This is a genomic window from Ruegeria sp. YTSC002 (assembly GCF_059609845.1).
Window position 1 is genome coordinate 222,835 of sequence record NZ_JBXWML010000003.1, and the last position, 17,236, is coordinate 240,070.

A 17,236-nucleotide genomic window follows, 5' to 3' on the forward strand; every position below is an offset into this window, starting at 1 on the left:
TCAAGATGGGGTCAATCTCTAATTATTTGGTCAGGCGGCTGATGTTGAACCACGCCAATGCAGCAAGAAACAATAGCGCGGCAAGAACGGGGCTGTCCCCGATGCGGGAATAAACTGTTGGCCGTTGTGGCTGCGGCAGGATCGCATCCACGTATCCCGCCTTGCCCAAAGCCAATGAGGCCGTGATCTGACCCAGCGGGTCAATCATGGCCGATATGCCGGTATTGGCCGAACGGATCATCGGCAGACCCTGCTCAATCGCCCTCATCCGGGCCTGCGCCAGATGCTGAAACGGTCCGGAACGCGTTCCGAACCATGCGTCATTGGTGATCTGCAACAGAAAGTCTGCCCGGCCCGGCGCACCGTTCACATCCTGCGGGAACACGGCTTCGTAACAGATCAGAGGCAACGCCTTTCCCAATTCGCCAAGGTCCAAAAGATCAGGCCCCGGCCCCGCGCTGAATCCATGCCCCGTCGTGGCCGCCATCCCATAAATCCCAAAACGGCCCATCAACTCGCCAAAAGGCACATATTCCCCAAAAGGGGCCAGATGGTGTTTGTCATACAGACCGCCCTGCTGCCCGGCTTCATCCAGATAGACCATCGAGTTGAAGATCCTCGGGCCGTCTCCGCGCTGGATCCCCAAAACCACGGGCGTCCCCTGAGCGGCATCCGCGATGGCCGTCAAATACGGTTGTGCGCTGCCCAGCCAGGCTGGAACTGAGGTCTCGGGCCAGACGATCAGGTCCGGTCCGGGCAAAGCGGCTGAATACTCAATCTGGCGGGCGAAAAACAAGGGCGCAAAAGCCGGGTCCCACTTTTGATGCTGCGGCGCGTTGGGCTGAACAACACGAACTGTGTGCGGGCTGTCCTGAACCGTTGGCCGCATCGACCCATAGCCAATCGCCAGCACCGCCGCCGCAACCGCAAATCCCAGCGGCCGGACCAGTGCACGCACGCGTCTTTCCTGAACCAGTGCCGCCCCTATCGGAAACGCCACGGCAAATGTCAGCGCATTCAAGCCATATGGCCCCACCAGAGACAGCACTTGCGCCACGGGCGTATTCACCCAGATTTGCGCCACTCCGCCCCAGGGGAATCCGGTCAGCACATATCCCCGTGCCAGTTCGGCCAGCGACAGCGTTGCGATCAGCAAAACGCCTTGCTGCATGGCGGTCGCGCCAACATGCCGCGCCAGTCGAAACGCAACCGCCCAGAACAGGGCGAGCCCGCCGGCCATGAACACCAGCGCGAACGGTGCCATCCAGGCGTGGCGCTCTGCGTCCACCTGAAAGGGCTCGATGATCCAGCTGAGTGCATGTGCAAAATAGCCGGTGGCGAAGAACCAGCCGATCAACCCCGCGCGAGCGCGGGTTTCACTGGCAAGGAAAACCGGAACGATCAAAATCAGCGCAAGAACCGTAGCGCCCCAATACCCATGCGGCGCCTGGCCAAAAGCGCCGACGGCGCCCAGTGCGGCGGCGGCAAAAAATCTCAACGATGACGGCCAGCCCCGGACAGGCGTCATGCAGCCACGTCCGGCAGCATGACGCGCAACCGTTTGATGCGCCGCGGGTCGGCTTCGATCACTTCGAATTCCGGTCCTTCCGGATGGATCACGACCTCACCCCGCGCCGGAACACGCCCGGACAGCATGAACACAAGCCCGCCAAGCGTGTCGATGTCTTCTTCATCCACATCCTCGTGGCTGGTCAGGGATCTGCCGATCTCGGCCTCGAAGTCCTCAAGCGGCACACGTGCCTGCACAACGTAACAGCCCGGCTTTTCCTGCACCCAGAGCTGATCTTCGTCTGCATCGTGTTCGTCCGCGATTTCACCCACGACCTGTTCTATCAGGTCTTCGATCGTCAGCAGCCCGTCGACTCCGCCATACTCATCAATCACCAACGCCATATGGCGACGTTCGGTCTGCATCTTGGTCAGCAGGACCCCGATCGGCATTGAAGGCGGCACGAACAAAAGCGTGCGCAACATGGATTTCAGGTCAAATTTGTCCGCACCGCCATTGAAACCATGGGTCAGTGCGAAATCCTTGAGGTGAACGAAGCCCAACGGCGTATCCAGCGTTCCTTCATAGACCGGGATTCTGGACAACCCACTGTCCCGGAACACGTCGGCCAGTTCATCCTTGGTGATGGTAGAAGGAACCGCGATGATCTCGGCCGTGGGAATGGCCACGTCTTCGACGCGCATCCGGCGCAAGTTCATCATCCCATGAGGCGGAGCTGCCGCTGCGCTCTGCCCATTCATCACCGGGTTTTGCTGAGTCTCATGACCCGAAAACGCATCGAAAATTCGGGAAATAAACCCGCTTTTCTCTTCTGTATCATTGCCGCTGTCCTGAGGTTGCGCGCTTTGCGCTGCCCCAGAACTGCCGTCTGTTTCGCCCATTACCTTGTTCCAACTGATCGGGTCACATGACCCACTTTATACCTTATATGGGTCATCTATACCCAACTTGCCAAGTATCTCGACCTCAATCCCTTCCATCAAAGCGGCATCGGGGTCACGAATGTGATCATATCCCAGCAAATGCAACGTTCCGTGAACAAGCAAATGAATGACGTGATCGTCAATGTCCTTGCCTGCCTCATCGGCCTCTCGCGCACATGTGTCGAAGGAAATCGCAATATCGCCCAAAGGAATTTCACCGGTGAAATCCGGCTTTGGCGGATGCGGCGCTTGCCCGGCTTCGTCCGGGGCCAAATCTTCTGCCGGCCAGCTCAGAACATTGGTGGCGGTAGGTTTGCCGCGAAACTCGGCGTTCAGTTCCGAAATGCGCGCGTCATCACATCCCAGAACGCTGACCTCGCAACACTCCGGGTCCAGTTCCGCATGGGACAGGACGGCGGATATCACCTGCCGCGACAAAGCTTCAAGCCCTTGCCACCGGTCGTCTTCGACAGTGAGTTCCAGATTCATCTTATCGCACAACAGCCCTGTGAATGAGCCTTGCAATCAACTGGTTTCGCGGCCCGCATCCGCCTCATACGCCTCGATGATCGCGGCCACAAGCGGGTGGCGAACCACGTCTTTGGACGTGAAATAGTTGAAGCTGATATTGGGAATCGTTTTCAACAGTCTTTCCGCATCCTGAAGCCCGGACTGGACGCCGCGTGGCAAATCCACCTGAGACCTGTCGCCGGTGATTACCATGCGGCTGCCCTCGCCCAGACGTGTCAGGAACATCTTCATCTGCATGGTCGTGGCGTTCTGTGCTTCGTCCAGCACCACGAACGCATTGGCCAATGTGCGTCCACGCATGAACGCCAGCGGCGCTATTTCGATTCGCTTTTCCTCGATCAGCTTGGCCAGTTGCTTGCCGGGCAGAAAATCATTCAGCGCGTCGTACAGCGGCTGCATGTAGGGATCGACCTTGTCTTTCATGTCACCGGGCAGATAGCCCAGTTTTTCACCCGCCTCGACCGCCGGGCGGCTGAGGATGATTCGATCCACATGTCCGCCAATGAACATCGACACGCCCACGGCGACAGCCAGATAGGTTTTCCCCGTGCCGGCAGGTCCGATGCCAAATGCAAGCTCGTTTTGAAACAGTGACTGCACATAAGCCTTCTGGGCGTCCGTGCGCGGTTCCACCAGTTTCTTGCGGGTTTTGATCTCGACTGAACCGCCCTTGAACATTTCCAGCTGATCGCCGTCTCGGCTGCCGGTCCCCTGTTCCGAACCACCCATCCGCAGTTCCCGGTCCACGTCCGCGGCCTCGACCTCACGCCCGCCTTCCAGCCGCGTGTAAAGCGATTGCAGCACCTCGATAGCCTGCTTCTGAGCGTCCTCATCGCCCATCACGACAAGCTGATTGCCGCGGCGTACGATCTGGACGGAAAGCTTGCTTTCGATGTCGGTCAGATTGCGGTCGTATTCGCCACACAGGTCAATCAACAATCGGTTGTCGGGAAACTCTACAAACGCCTCGCGTTGGGGCATTTCATCTTGCGGTGGGGTCAGGGCACCGATGGCCAATCCGTTCTCCTGTCTTGGCGGTTCACCCCGAGCGTAGCCAACAAATCTCGGTGGGCGCAAGCCACAGTTTCAAAAATAAGCCCACGGATGACAAAAGCGCAGATCACAGTAAAGAAAAATGCATGTCAGACGGACATCAGAAAGTATAGTTCAGCCCGAATCTCAAACCGCCGTATTTCGGTGTCGACTTCGTGGAAAAGCCCGAACCGAATTGAACGTCCTCGGATTTGAACTGGACGTATTCGTATTCGCCGGTGACTGACCAATTGTCGGTCAGCTTGTGTTCGGCACCGATGCTTGCGGTGTATCCGCCCCGCCTGTCCGACGCCGAAAAGCTCTGTACCGAAGTTCCCGATGTGATGCTGTTGGTCGTTTCAACATCGCCCCACAGGTACCCGACGCTGAAAAAGTAAAGAACCCGACCGTTTCGGCTTGTCAGGCCGCTTCGATATTTGAGGGACAAAACGTCAGATATCTCGGCCCCACCCTCGACGTTAGACCCGCCGATCTGGGCCCGTACACTGTCATCCAAGGATCCGAAATCATAACTGACTTCAAAACCATAGACGAAATCACGCCCCCACCTGGAAGGCAGAACACCGCGCCAACCACCGCGAAAGCCACCATAAGTTCCGGACACTTTGAGGTCGCCGACATCAAACAACCCGGCGGGCGTTCTCAGACCAAATCGATCGTCCCTGCCCGAACCGTAGCCACCAGAAATCCCCAGGTAAAATGCACTGACGTCACTGCTGAATTTCTTGGGGCTAATTACAACTGGATCGGTTGTTTTGCCTTTCAAATCCCCGGCAATCGTCGCGCTGGCAAGTAGAGTGACCGCGGAAGCCACGGGCAAGGTTTTCACCAGGCTCAAGGCCCTGAAGCTCTTCAAGATTGACACTCATACCTCCATCACTCCGACCTTCGGATCGGCGTATAATCGTTTTTTAGACGCAAAAACTGGCGCCCGAAAAAACATGGCTCCTCTCGGAGCATAGTTCCAAGCAATAAATCAAGGGTAAATTTTGGAAACAAACACCAACTATGGTGCCTGAACGGCGGAATCTCACCGACTCAGAGCAGTTCACCCGCCAAAGAGTTGGCGCCTGACTCGGTGATCCGGACCTCTTTCAGATCACCAACGGCAATCTCGGGGCCTTTTACGTGAACCGAGTGAAGATACTCGGATTTTCCGACCATTTGACCAGGCAGACGGCCCGGTTTTTCGAACAAGACGCGGACTGTACGGCCAACCATACCGTCCTGAATTTCCCTTTGATGACGGGTGATAAGGGCCTGAAGACGCTGCAACCGATCATCCGCCGCAGCCGGATCAACCTGAGCCCGCTCGGCCGCAGGTGTTCCCGGGCGTGTGGAGTATTTGAAGGAATAGGCGTAGCCGTATTTGACCTCTTCAACCAAATCCATCGTTGCCTGAAAATCCTCTTCGGTTTCTTCGGGGAAGCCGACGATGAAATCCCCCGACATCACGATATCCGGGCGTGCCGCACGAATGCGCTCGATCAGGCGCAGATAACTTTCTGCCGTGTGGCTGCGATTCATTCGCTTGAGGATACGGTCCGAGCCCGACTGAACCGGCAGGTGCAGATACGGCATCAGCTTGTCACAGGTGCCATGCGCCTCGATCAGGTCATCGGCCATGTCATTGGGGTGGGACGTGGTGAAACGGATACGTTCCAGCCCGTCAACCCTGTTCAGTTCCCAGATCAACCCGGCCAGGGTCATATCTCCGTCGGGTCCGGCCCCGTGATAGGCGTTGACGTTCTGACCCAACAGCGTGATCTCGCGCACGCCGCGTTCAACCAGATCATGGGCTTCGCGGATGATGCGATCCGCGGGGCGGCTGACTTCGGCCCCACGTGTATAAGGCACGACACAGAAGGCGCAGAACTTGTCGCAGCCTTCCTGAACCGTCAGAAACGCCGTCGGGCCGCGTTTGGCCTTGGGACGGTTCTTCAGCTTTTCGAACTTGTCTTCTTCCGGGAAATCAGTGTCCAGCGCCTTTTCGCCCGCTCGGGTCTTGGCCTCCATCTCGGGCAGACGGTGATAGCTTTGCGGGCCAACGACCAGATCAACCAGCGGTTGGCGGCGCATGATTTCTTCACCTTCGGCCTGTGCAACACATCCCGCCACACCGATTTTCAGGTCAGGCTTTTCGGCCTTCAGCCCCTTGAAGCGACCGAGTTCCGAATACACTTTCTCAGCCGCTTTTTCGCGGATGTGACAGGTGTTCAGCAGAATCATGTCGGCATCGTCAGGCGTTTTGGTTTCGACATAGCCCTGCCCGCCCAGCGCCTCGGACATGCGTTCGCTGTCATAGACATTCATCTGACAGCCATAAGTCTTGATAAACAGCTTTTTCGGTTCGGACATGGGACGGGCCTTTGCATTCGCTGGATCGGCGTCATCTATACGCTTCGAACGCCGCTTGCAATGCGGGCGCAATTACCCGAATTTGGCAGGACTTTCCAGAAAGGCCGGACCAAAAAGCACCCGATGACGTACGATTCCCTCGACCATTTCCTGAAATCGGGACAGGCCGCACTGGCCAAAGGCCCCGTAGCATTGATTTTTGCCGAGGACGAAGTGGAGCTGGCCAGCACGCTGCACCATCATCTGAGGCTGGGCTTCAAATCCGTCATCGTCTTTGCACCGGACGAGTTTCACCTGACAGAAGACCTGTCCGCCAAGGTGCATCGGGTCCGTTTGAAGTGTTTTCCCCGGCTGGTCGTCTTCGAAACCATAAACAGGATCATTCAGGCCGCACCCGGTATCTGGATGTATTATTGTTACAACGCCGAATACCTGTTTTTTCCCTACTGCGAAACGCGCAGCGTGGGCGAGATGCTTGTCTTTCACGGTGAAGAGCGTCGCAATGCGATGCTCAGCTATGTCATCGACCTGTACGCAGAGGATCTGATCGCACATCCCAACGGCGTGGCCCCCGATCAGGCCATGTTCGACAGCGCTGGGTATTATGCCCATACCCGCCACGACCCAAGCGGCCAACCGCTGGACCGTCAGGTGGATCTTTCAGGCGGGTTGCGGTGGCGGTTCGAGGACCACATTCCCTACGAACGTCGCAGGATTGACCGTATCGCAGTGTTCAAGGCGCAAAAGCACCTGGTGCTGAGGTCCGACCACACCTTCAACGAACCGGAGTACAATACCTATTCCTGTCCCTGGCATCACAACCTGACGGCCGCCATTTGTTCCTTCCGGGCCGCGAAAGCGCTGAAATCCAATGCAGGGTCAACATTTGACATCCGAAGCTTTCGCTGGCGCAACTCGGTACCGTTTGAATGGCAGTCCCGCCAGTTGCTGGATCTCGGACTGATCGAATCAGGACAGTGGTTCTGAGCCGGCCTGGCGCTGCAACAAAATCGGAAACCAATCCTCGCGCAGGCGCTGCCCCGGCGTCATGTCATGACCGGGAAACGGGGGCGAGGTTCGGCCGGGGCGCTCTACATACCGGGCATCGTCGCCAACCAGCCGCAAGGAAAAGGCGCGGCGACGGCTGTCTGACTGGTTTCCGCGCGCGCCGTGCAGCGTGCGATAGTTGAATGCAACGGCATCGCCGGGCTCCATCTCGAATTCGATGACCTTCATACCTTCGGCATCCGGATCCGGCACGGGGATGTACTGACCTTCATCCGGGAAAAAGCCGTCCTCGGAAACCCAGCGGGTCGGCAGAACCTCTTTCTTCCAACGGTGTGACCCGGCAACACAACGCAGCGTGGCCTGCCTGACCGGATCAAGCGGAGACCAGAAGCTGATCGTCTGCTGACCCTCGACGAAATAATAGGGACCGTCCTGATGCCATGGTGTCGCCATCGACGTACCGGGTTCCTTGACCAGCACGTGATCGTGAAACATCTGAACGCGTTTCGATTGCATCAGATCCGCGGCGACCTCGGCTGCGGGAGATGTCTCAATCACTTCGCGGAACTGTGGAATCCGGGTCCAGTTGCAATAATCATCAAAGAAACGACCTGTTTCACCGGCCTTCTTGTTTTCGGACGCATACGGACCGGGATCGGCCATATTCGCAGCCACCCCGTCCTGCAACTGATCCACGTGATCGGCAAACAGCCCTTTGACCAGTACGACGCCATCCGCCTGATAAGTGTCGATCATCTGCTGAGAAACAAGAGGGTGTGGCATCGGAAGCTCCTGAAGTTTTTTTTGTTTTTGCCCGCAACAGTGTATTCTGTTCAAATCATATCTTTCGAAGTTATTATTAATCTCATGTTATATATTTCGCTGCGCCAATATGAATATGTCTGTGCAGTCGGGCGTCACGGCAGTTTGTCGGCGGCGGCCCAACATCTCAACGTTTCACAACCGGCCTTGTCTACTGCGCTGACGCGCGTTGAAGCCCATTTGGGGTATCCGCTGTTCGTCCGCCGGCGTGGGGCGGCCATGGCACTGACACCTCAGGGGCGTACGTTCATAGATCATGCCGAGGTCCTGCTGAAAAATGCCGCCCGAATCGAGGCGTCCGATACCTCCGTACCGGAAACAACCAAACTGAGATTGGGCTGCTTTACGGACCTGGCCCCCTTCCTGTTGGCTCCGGCCCTGCAACTTCTTCGCGACACATTCGCCGATATCAACCTTACGTATGTGGCCGGGTCCTTCGAAGGGCTGCTGAATGGATTGATGGATGGCCAGATTGACATCGCAATCACATACGACCTGACCATGGATGCGGGGTTCGCCCGTACAAAGCTGTTCGACAGCAGACCAAAGGCCTTGATGTCCCCGGATCATCCGTTGGCGGCAACCACAGAAGTCACCCTTGCAGCGCTGGAAGGTTATCCGCTGATTCTGTCTTCGGAAGGATTGTCCGCTCAACACATTCTCGGCCTGTTCCGCCAACACGGGCTGCGCCCTACCGTCGCGCACCGGGCCGCATCCCTTGAGATTCAACGCAGCCTTGCGGCTCATGGTGAGGGAATCGGGATCAGCTATGCCAGCCCACCCAGCAGCTTCAGTTATGACAACAAGCATCTGGTCAGCGTGCCGATTGCCAATCCGGACACAGCAGAATCCGTCGTTCTGGCACGGCACGGAACGGGACCCTCTGACACGGTCATAGAAAAGACAGAACGTGTTTTGGTGGCCGGGCTGACAGGCGTTTAAGGTCTTTTACTTCTTGCGCAAGCGAATGACGACATCGACAGACGCGATTTCGACACCTTCCGGCGCCTCGGGAAGACGCTGAATGACCAGCTGATCCGATGGCGCATCACTTAGCCTTGCGTCGTCTTCCCAATAAAAATGGGGATGATCATGCGTGTTCGTGTCGAAATAGCTTTTGGATCCGTCCACTGTGATTTCTTGCAGCACACCTGCATCGCAAAAAGCACGCAGAGTGTTGTAGACCGTTGCCAGAGACACGGCATCACCATTCGCCTTTGCCGATTCAAAAAGGCTTTCTGCGGTGACATGGCGATGGCGGCCGTCGCCCACCAGAAGCTCGGCCAGCGCCACGCGCTGACGCGTCGGTCGCAAGCCGGCATTCACCAGCCAACCCGTTGCGATTTCGCGGCTCTGAGGTGTCATCGATCCGATACCCATTATTGCTGCCTTTATATATAGGGGCGCATCACCGGCAATTACAAATGAAATTCATTCGCAGGATAAGAACCAACACAACATGATGTGGCGCACCGCTCTTGCAGGACCTTGCAAACGGGTGCTAGACGAGGCCAGATATAAAGACAGACCCCCGGCAGGAAAGGCGGCAGAATGGCCCAGTTCCCAAGCAGTTTTGACAAAGATGATCTGCTGAAATGCGCTCGCGGCGAGTTATTTGGCCCCGGCAACGCACAATTGCCCGCCCCACCGATGCTGATGATGGACCGGATCACCGACATCTCTGCCGATGGCGGCCTGCACGGCAAAGGCCATGTGCTGGCCGAATTCGACATCACACCCGACCTTTGGTTCTTTGAATGCCACTTCCCGGGCAACCCGATCATGCCGGGCTGTCTGGGGCTGGACGGGCTTTGGCAGCTGACCGGTTTCAACCTTGGCTGGCGTGGATGGCAGGGGCGCGGCATGGCCGTCGGCGTCGGCGAAGTAAAGCTGACCGGCATGGTGCGCCCGGACCGCAAGATGCTGACGTACAAAATCGATTTCAAAAAAGCGATTCAAACGCGTCGCCTGACAATGGGTGTGGCAGATGGCATTGTCGAAGCCGATGGCGAGATGATTTATGATGTCAAGGACATGAAGGTCGTTCTTTCCGAGGCCTGAGCCCGAACGGTCTGAAACAAGGAGTGCGCACATGCGTCGAGTAGTCGTCACCGGTCTGGGGGTTGTATCCTCGATCGGGAACAATGCCGAAGAAGTTCTGACCTCGCTCAAAGCAGGTAAATCCGGGATCGTGGCAAGCGAGCAGATGGCGGAACATGGTTTTCGCAGCCAGATCGCGGGTACGCTCAAGATCGACGTGGCCCAGCATGTGGACAAGCGTACACTGCGCTTCATGGGTCCCGGGGCCGCCTATGCACATATCGCCATGAGCCAGGCGATTGCCGATTCCGGGCTGACCGAAGACCAGATCGTCAATCCCCGCACCGGACTGGTTGCGGGCTCTGGCGGACCATCGACCAGCGCCATGCTGACGGCGCATCAGACCGTTCTGAAGACGGGCGCGACCAAACGGATCGGGCCATTTGCCGTGCCGAAATGCATGTGCTCGACGATTTCGGCAAATCTCGCGACGGCATTCAAGATCAAGGGCATCAACTATTCGATCACGTCCGCCTGCTCGACTTCGCTGCATTGCATCGGCAACGCGGCCGAACAGATCATGCTGGGCAAGCAGGATGTGATGTTCGCCGGTGGCGGCGAGGAACTGGACTGGACCCTGTCCTGCCTGTTCGACGCAATGGGCGCGATGTCGTCGAAATACAATGACACACCCGACAAAGCCTCGCGCGCGTTCGACGAAAACCGCGACGGTTTCGTGATCTCGGGCGGCGGCGGAATCGTTGTTCTGGAAGAGCTGGACCACGCCCTGGCCCGCGGCGCCAAAATTTATGCTGAAGTTACGGGTTATGCCGCAACTTCAGACGGCCACGACATGGTTGCCCCTTCAGGTGAGGGCGGCGAGCGCGCGATGCGTCTTGCGCTGGATACCGTGCCCGAGGGGCGCAAGGTTGGCTATATCAATGCCCACGGCACCTCGACCCCCGTCGGCGATGTGGGTGAGGTCGAGGCCGTGCGCCGCATCTTTGGCGAAGGCAATGTGCCCCCCATCTCGTCGACCAAGTCTATGACAGGCCACGCTCAGGGCGCAGCTGGCGCGCTCGAGACGATTTTCTGCCTGCTGATGCTGGACAATGATTTCATTGCGCCATCCATCAATGTCGAAACGCTTGCCGAAGGCATTCAGCCCGGTGAAATTGCAACTCAAGTGGTTGAAAATGCAGGACTGGACAGTGTCATGACCAACAGCTTCGGCTTTGGCGGCACGAACGGATCCATGGTTCTGTCAAGGTATAACGGGTGAAAGTAATGTCGGATCTTCTCAAAGGTAAACGCGGCCTGATCATGGGCGTGGCCAATGACCGCTCGATTGCGTGGGGCATTGCCAAGGCCATGCACGAGGCTGGCGCCGAACTGGCATTCACCTACCAGGGCGAGGCATTCGGAAAGCGGCTGGAGCCGCTGGCTCAGAGCCTGGGCAGCGATTTCATGGTCGATGCGGATGTCACCGACGACGAGTCGCTGGATCGCGCTTTTGGCGAGCTGGCCGAACGCTGGCCAACGATAGACTTCCTGGTCCATGCGATCGCCTATTCGGACAAGTCCGAGCTGACAGGTCGGTTCCTGAATACCACACGAGCAAATTTCAAGCATTCGATGGATGTCTCGGCCTATTCCTTCATCGAGGTCGCGCGCCGCGCCTATCCGTTGATGAAAGACAATGGCGGGTCTCTGCTGACCCTGACTTATCAGGGCTCCAACCGGGTTGTACCCAACTACAACGTGATGGGTGTCGCAAAGGCTGCGCTGGAATCAGCAACGCGTTATCTGGCCAACGATCTTGGCCCCGATGGCATCCGCGTGAACGCGATTTCCCCGGGGCCGATGAGAACCCTCGCCGGTGCAGCCATCGGCGGCGCCCGCAAGACCTACAAATTCTGCGATCAGAATGCACCGATGCGCTCTAACGCCACACTTGAAGCTGTCGGCGGTACGGCTGTGTACCTGACGTCAGATGCAGGTGCCTGCACGTCGGGTGAGATCATCCGCGTTGACGGTGGTTTCCACGTACTGGGCATGCCACAGCCCGAAGCCATGTGACCATATCTTTCCCTGCCGCTGCCCAGATTTTACCATCATTGCGCGGCAGGTAATCGATATGAGCAAACTTGACCAAATCATTGCAAACAATGCACGCGCGACGCAAAGCCGGCGAAAGCCCGGCTTTCTCAGCCAACGGGCCAGGGTGCTATTGCTTACGTTGACTTCACTGTTGCTGGTGTTTGTCTTCTTTACGCAGCCACAGGTGCGGGCCGCGATTCACGCTCTGATAGGGTGATATCCGGGCCGGACGTCCGGCCCGAAACATGTCTCAGTTGACTGAAACGACTTCGATCTCGAAAATCAGATCCTGCCCTGCCAGCGGGTGATTTGCATCCAGGGTAACGGTGGCTTCGTTTGCATCCACGACCGTTACAGGCACGGCCTGACCTTCTGGCGTTTGCATCTGCAATTGTGTCCCGGGATCCAGGGGAATGTCGTCTGGAATGCCTTCGCGGGGAATTTCCTGACGCATCGCAGGGTTGATCGGGCCGTAGGCGTCCGTGCAGGCAATCTCGACCCGCGTCTTGTCCCCGGTGGACAGACCCGGCATGGCACTGTCCAAACCTGGGATGATCTGGCCCGACCCGACCACGAATTCCAGCGGATCACGCCCGTCCGAGCTGTCAAAGACTTTGCCGTCCAGCAACGTCCCGGTGTAGTGGATGCGAACCGTGTCGCCCTGTTTTATTTCAGTCATCGTGGCCTCCGGCCGTTCTAAGGGGTTAAGCAGCCAACCCTAGAGGTTGACACAATGTTGTAAAGCCTCGGCCCTTTCACCCCATTCCCCGATGTGCCAACCTGCGCGCAATCAGAGGAGGATCATATGGCGATCACGACCTGTGTGTTCGACGCCTACGGAACACTGTTCGACGTTGCTGCCGCTGCCCGACAGGCGGCAGACGAGCCGGGTTTCGAAGCCCTGAAAGACAAGTGGACCACAGTTGCGGCGCATTGGCGTCTGAAACAGCTGCAATACACATGGCTGCGCGCCGTGGCGGATGCACATGCGGATTTCTGGGACGTCACCCAGGACGGGCTGGATTGGGCTCTGGAGGCCGCAGGCCTGCAAGGCGACCCGGACCTGCGCCAACGTCTGCTTGATCTCTATTGGGAATTGCAGGCCTATCCCGAAGTTCCGGCCATGTTGAAAGCCCTCAAGGAAGCCGGGCTGCAAACGGCGATCCTGTCCAACGGGTCACCCCCCATGCTGGATGGAGCCGTGAAATCCGCCGGAATCGGGGATGTATTGGATGATGTGCTGTCGGTCGAAAGCGTCGGCGTCTTCAAACCCCATGCACGCGTCTATGATCTGGTGCAAGACAGGTTTGGCTGCGCACGCGGTGACGTGTTGTTCGTCAGTTCGAATGGCTGGGATGCTGCCGGGGCCAGCGGGTACGGTTTTGTGACCGCATGGGTCAATCGGATTGGTGAACCCATGGACCGCCTTCCCTGGACACCTGCGCATGTGCTGTCTGATCTGACCTCGATTCCCAAGCTGGCCGGTCTCTGATGTCAGAGTTCATGACAACGGACGGCAGGCGCATCTATTTCGAAGAGACCGGCACCGGCACGCCGCTTTTGTGTCTGGCTGGTCTGACCCGAAACAGCCGCGACTTTTCGTTTTTTGCGCCACATGCCTCGGGCCTGCGCATGATCGCCATGGATTACAGGGGGCGCGGGCGTTCGGAATACGACCCCGAATACATGAACTACAATATCTTTCGCGAATCCCATGACGCGATTGAACTGCTCGATCATCTGGGGATCGCGAAAGCAGTCATTCTGGGAACATCGCGCGGCGGGCTGATCGCCATGGCGCTGGCCGCAAGCCATCCTGAACGTCTGGCCGCCGTAATTCTGAATGACGTGGGGCCGGTAATCGAGCCGTCAGGTATCGCCAAGATCATGGCCTACGTGGGGGCGCAACCCACGGCCAGAACCTATGATGAAGCCGCCGCCGCATTGAAACACGTAATGGAGCCGCAATTTCCCGGTGTTCCACTGGAAACCTGGCGCAAACAGGCAGAATTTCAGTATGAAATGTGCAAAGACGGGCTGAAGCTGCGATACGATCCAGCCCTGCGCAAGGCGCTTCTTGAACAAGCTGCAAGCGGGGCAGCCCCTGATCTATGGATGTTCTTCGAAGCCTTGCGCGACATTCCCACCGGTGTGATCCGGGGCGCGAATTCCGATGTTCTGGGCGTGGCCACTCTGGCCGAAATGCACAGTCGCCATCCTGGCCTGATCTCGGTCGAGGTACCGGATCGCGGGCATGTTCCGTTCCTGAACGAACCCCAATCACTGGACCTGATACAGAAGGTATTGAAGAACGCCGCATGAGCACACTTGAGATGATCGAAGCCGCCGCAGATCGGCTGAAAGGACACGTCCGCGAAACACCGATCCTGTCGTCGCCCTTTCTCGACACCCTCGCGGGCCGCCGGATCTGGGTCAAACCGGAATGTCTACAACATACCGGCAGTTTCAAGTTTCGCGGCGCGTGGTCGGCCATTTCGGCGCTGGATGAGGGCATACGCAAGCGCGGCGTGATCGCATATTCATCGGGCAACCACGCGCAGGGCGTTGCGATGGCCGCTTCGAAACATGGTATTGCCTCGGTCATCGTCATGCCGTCGGACGCGCCGCAACTCAAGATCGACAATACCCGCGCGCTGGGCGGAGAAGTCGTTTTGTACGATCGCGCGAATGAAAGCCGGGAGGAGATTGGCGAAGCCATCGCGGCAGAACGTGGTCTGACCCTGATCCGCCCCTATGACGAACCGCAAGTCATCGCGGGGCAAGGCACGACCGGGCTGGAAATCGCCAGGCAGGCAGCGGAACTTGGGGTTTCGCAGGCGGATGTTCTGATCTGCTGCGGCGGCGGAGGTTTGACCTCGGGCATTGCGCTGGCGCTGGAGAAACACGCGCCGAACTTGCGGGCGTGCCCCTGTGAGCCGGAAGGGTTCGACGACGTCAAACGATCATTGGCGTCAGGTCGCATTCAAAACAACACTGCGGCGTCGGGTAACATATGCGATGCGATCCTGACACCGCAGCCTGGCGATATCACCTTTCCGATCCTCCATCGTCTTTGTGGGCCCGGACTCTCTGTCACCGAAGACGAGGCGTTGCAGGCCATGGCCCATGCCTTTCTGCGCCTCAAAATCGTATTGGAACCCGGCGGCGCCGTAGCCCTGGCCGCGGCCCTTTTCCGGGGTGACGAGATCGAAGGCGACGACGTGATCGTCGTCACATCGGGTGGGAATGTCGATCCGGGAATATTTGCTAAGGCGTTGGAATTCCTGACCTGACATGGGTGCGAAAGCTGTGCAAATTGCATCAGGACCGCCGTGACGACAAGGACCTTTGTCATGATGATCGCTGATCTGGGCGACGTGAAACTGAACTATCGCATCGACGGCCCCCCGGACGGTGCACCCATTGTGTTTGCCAATTCCCTGGGAACCGACCTGCATCTTTGGGACGCGGTGCTGCCATACATGCCCGACGGGCTGCGCATCATCCGATATGACAAGCGCGGGCACGGGCAATCCTCGGTGCCCCATGCACCCTACGCGATGGGCGCTTTGGTGCGGGATGCCGAGGCGCTGCTGGATCATCTTCAGGTTCGCGATTGCGTCTTTGTCGGCCTCTCGATTGGCGGGATGATCGCACAAGGGCTGGCAGTCAAACGCATGGACCAGATACGTGTGCTGGTGCTGTCGAACACCGCTGCCAAGATCGCCACGCCTTCGATCTGGCAAGAGCGCATTCAGGCGGTGCGAGAGGGCGGGATCGAGGCTCTGGCCGATGCCACGATGGAGCGCTGGTTCTCGCGCGAATTCCGCCGCGCGCAAAACCACCTGCCCTGGCGCGATATGATGGTCAGCCAACCAGTCGAAGGGTATCTGGGCTGCTGTGCCGCCATTGCCGGTACCGATTTTTATACGCCCACAAGCGGCCTGCGCCTGCCCACGCTTGGGATTGCGGGCAGCGAAGACGGATCGACCCCACCCGATCTGGTGCGGGAAACGATTGATCTGGTTCCCGGATCCCGGTTCCAGCTGATGCGCCGCGCAGGGCATTTGCCTTGTGTTGAGAAACCCGCGGAATACGCAGAAATCCTGACCGGATTTCTGACCGAAATCGGACATGTCTGAAGGAGAATGACAATGGCATCCTTCCTGTTGGTCCATGGCTCGTGTCACGGTGCCTGGTGCTGGCGCGACCTGATCCCCGCTTTGGAAGCCCTGGGCCATACCGCCCGCGCCATCGACATGCCCAGCCATGGTGCAGATCCCACACCGGTGGCCGACGTCACGCTGGACAGTTGCCGCGATGCCATATTGAACGCCTGTACACCCGATACGATTGTCGTGGGCCATTCGTGGGCCGGCTTTCCGATCAGCGCCGCGGCCGAGGCGCGCCCAAATGCAATGCGCGCCTTGGTTTACCTGTGTGCCTATGTCCCTCGGGATGGTCTTTCGATGGCAGAAATGCGCAGGCGCGGGCCACGGCAAACCATTGCGCACGCAGTGGAAAAATCTGCGGACGGGCTTTCCTACACCGTATCCGTCGATGCCATCCCACAGCTGTTTTATCACGATTGCCCGGACGACATCCTGCCATACGCATACGCGCGCCTGTGTCCGCAAGCCATCCATCCACAAGAAACACCGCTGCCGGTTGGTCCGCGCTTTGCCAAAGTCCCCAAGGCCTATATCCGAACAACCGATGACCGCACGATTCCAACCGAGTACCAGGCAGACATGAGTGCCTGCGTTCCCGAAGATCTTCGGCGCGCAATCGACAGCTCACATTCACCTTTTTTTTCACATCCTCAGGAATTGGCCAAGCTTTTGACCGAACTGGCAAACGAACTTTAGTA

Annotated in this window: 19 protein-coding genes; 10 read left to right on the plus strand and 9 right to left on the minus strand. The window is 58.0% G+C overall.

Features of this window, described 5'->3' with window-relative positions:
• Nucleotides 1-22: 22 nt before the first annotated feature.
• From lnt to miaB, 6 genes are all read right to left on the minus strand, one after another.
• On the minus strand, nt 23-1,528 hold the full coding sequence (gene lnt, locus AC2FFD_RS08675; RefSeq protein ID WP_496872841.1) for an apolipoprotein N-acyltransferase: 1,506 nt from the start codon (nt 1,526-1,528) through the stop codon (nt 23-25).
• A complete protein-coding gene (locus AC2FFD_RS08680; RefSeq protein ID WP_170344914.1) occupies nt 1,525-2,412 on the minus strand; it encodes a hemolysin family protein in 888 nt (295 codons plus the stop codon). Before AC2FFD_RS08680 ends, lnt begins: the two co-directional genes overlap by 4 nt.
• Nucleotides 2,413-2,448: 36 nt before the next feature.
• The gene (gene ybeY, locus AC2FFD_RS08685) at nt 2,449-2,943 is read right to left on the minus strand and encodes an rRNA maturation RNase YbeY (RefSeq protein WP_496872842.1); all 495 of its coding nucleotides are present in this window, start codon (nt 2,941-2,943) and stop codon (nt 2,449-2,451) included.
• A 36-nt stretch (nt 2,944-2,979) separates the two neighbouring features.
• Nucleotides 2,980-4,002 (minus strand): PhoH family protein, encoded by a 1,023-nt coding sequence (locus AC2FFD_RS08690; RefSeq protein WP_170344912.1) that lies wholly within the window; start codon nt 4,000-4,002, stop codon nt 2,980-2,982.
• Between the two features lie 136 nt (nt 4,003-4,138).
• Nucleotides 4,139-4,903: an outer membrane protein gene (locus AC2FFD_RS08695; protein ID WP_257600177.1), complete on the minus strand. Its 765-nt coding sequence runs from the start codon at nt 4,901-4,903 to the stop codon at nt 4,139-4,141.
• Nucleotides 4,904-5,076: 173 nt separating this feature from the next.
• Nucleotides 5,077-6,396 carry a tRNA (N6-isopentenyl adenosine(37)-C2)-methylthiotransferase MiaB gene (gene miaB, locus AC2FFD_RS08700; RefSeq protein WP_496872843.1) on the minus strand — a complete coding sequence of 440 codons (1,320 nt, stop codon included), beginning with the start codon at nt 6,394-6,396 and terminating at the stop codon, nt 5,077-5,079.
• Between the two features lie 123 nt (nt 6,397-6,519).
• Here miaB and AC2FFD_RS08705 point away from each other — a divergent pair, with 123 nt between their 5' ends.
• A complete protein-coding gene (locus AC2FFD_RS08705) occupies nt 6,520-7,383 on the plus strand; it encodes a hypothetical protein (RefSeq protein WP_496872844.1) in 864 nt (287 codons plus the stop codon).
• Here AC2FFD_RS08705 and AC2FFD_RS08710 read toward each other — a convergent pair.
• A complete protein-coding gene (locus AC2FFD_RS08710) occupies nt 7,366-8,187 on the minus strand; it encodes a phytanoyl-CoA dioxygenase family protein (protein WP_496872845.1) in 822 nt (273 codons plus the stop codon). The two genes, AC2FFD_RS08705 and AC2FFD_RS08710, sit on opposite strands and share 18 nt — an antisense overlap.
• A gap of 84 nt (nt 8,188-8,271) precedes the next feature.
• Between AC2FFD_RS08710 and AC2FFD_RS08715 the strand changes: the two genes are divergently transcribed.
• Complete coding sequence (locus AC2FFD_RS08715) at nt 8,272-9,168, plus strand: LysR family transcriptional regulator (RefSeq protein WP_170344908.1); 897 nt, start codon at nt 8,272-8,274, stop codon at nt 9,166-9,168.
• A 6-nt stretch (nt 9,169-9,174) separates the two neighbouring features.
• Here the strand turns inward: AC2FFD_RS08715 and irrA are convergent, their stop codons facing one another.
• Complete coding sequence (gene irrA, locus AC2FFD_RS08720; RefSeq protein WP_170344907.1) at nt 9,175-9,591, minus strand: iron response transcriptional regulator IrrA; 417 nt, start codon at nt 9,589-9,591, stop codon at nt 9,175-9,177.
• A 186-nt stretch (nt 9,592-9,777) separates the two neighbouring features.
• Between irrA and fabA the strand changes: the two genes are divergently transcribed.
• Genes fabA through AC2FFD_RS08735 form a run of 3 tightly spaced genes read left to right on the plus strand, consistent with a single transcriptional unit; the run spans nt 9,778 to nt 12,345 of the window.
• Nucleotides 9,778-10,287, plus strand: a complete 510-nt coding sequence (gene fabA, locus AC2FFD_RS08725) for a bifunctional 3-hydroxydecanoyl-ACP dehydratase/trans-2-decenoyl-ACP isomerase (RefSeq protein WP_152457158.1) — start codon at nt 9,778-9,780, stop codon at nt 10,285-10,287.
• A gap of 31 nt (nt 10,288-10,318) precedes the next feature.
• Nucleotides 10,319-11,548, plus strand: a complete 1,230-nt coding sequence (gene fabB, locus AC2FFD_RS08730) for a beta-ketoacyl-ACP synthase I (RefSeq protein ID WP_170344906.1) — start codon at nt 10,319-10,321, stop codon at nt 11,546-11,548.
• 5 nt (nt 11,549-11,553) lie between these two features.
• Nucleotides 11,554-12,345, plus strand: coding sequence for an enoyl-ACP reductase FabI (locus tag AC2FFD_RS08735; protein WP_170344905.1), 792 nt, complete (start codon nt 11,554-11,556; stop codon nt 12,343-12,345).
• Nucleotides 12,346-12,616: 271 nt separating this feature from the next.
• Here the strand turns inward: AC2FFD_RS08735 and AC2FFD_RS08740 are convergent, their stop codons facing one another.
• Nucleotides 12,617-13,045 carry an FKBP-type peptidyl-prolyl cis-trans isomerase gene (locus AC2FFD_RS08740; RefSeq protein ID WP_170344904.1) on the minus strand — a complete coding sequence of 143 codons (429 nt, stop codon included), beginning with the start codon at nt 13,043-13,045 and terminating at the stop codon, nt 12,617-12,619.
• Nucleotides 13,046-13,171: 126 nt separating this feature from the next.
• On the opposite strand from AC2FFD_RS08740, the gene AC2FFD_RS08745 reads away from it, so the two are divergent.
• Genes AC2FFD_RS08745 through AC2FFD_RS08765 form a run of 5 tightly spaced genes read left to right on the plus strand, consistent with a single transcriptional unit; the run spans nt 13,172 to nt 17,234 of the window.
• Nucleotides 13,172-13,858 (plus strand): haloacid dehalogenase type II, encoded by a 687-nt coding sequence (locus tag AC2FFD_RS08745; protein WP_257600173.1) that lies wholly within the window; start codon nt 13,172-13,174, stop codon nt 13,856-13,858.
• Nucleotides 13,858-14,688, plus strand: coding sequence for an alpha/beta fold hydrolase (locus AC2FFD_RS08750; protein WP_496872846.1), 831 nt, complete (start codon nt 13,858-13,860; stop codon nt 14,686-14,688). Before AC2FFD_RS08745 ends, AC2FFD_RS08750 begins: the two co-directional genes overlap by 1 nt.
• Entirely contained in the window at nt 14,685-15,659 is a 975-nt protein-coding gene (locus AC2FFD_RS08755; RefSeq protein WP_496872847.1) for a threonine ammonia-lyase, read from the plus strand. The genes AC2FFD_RS08750 and AC2FFD_RS08755 overlap by 4 nt, the downstream gene beginning before the upstream one ends.
• 60 nt (nt 15,660-15,719) lie before the next feature.
• On the plus strand, nt 15,720-16,508 hold the full coding sequence (gene pcaD / locus AC2FFD_RS08760; protein ID WP_496872848.1) for a 3-oxoadipate enol-lactonase: 789 nt from the start codon (nt 15,720-15,722) through the stop codon (nt 16,506-16,508).
• 12 nt (nt 16,509-16,520) lie between these two features.
• On the plus strand, nt 16,521-17,234 hold the full coding sequence (locus AC2FFD_RS08765; protein WP_496872849.1) for an alpha/beta fold hydrolase: 714 nt from the start codon (nt 16,521-16,523) through the stop codon (nt 17,232-17,234).
• Nucleotides 17,235-17,236 lie beyond the last annotated feature (2 nt).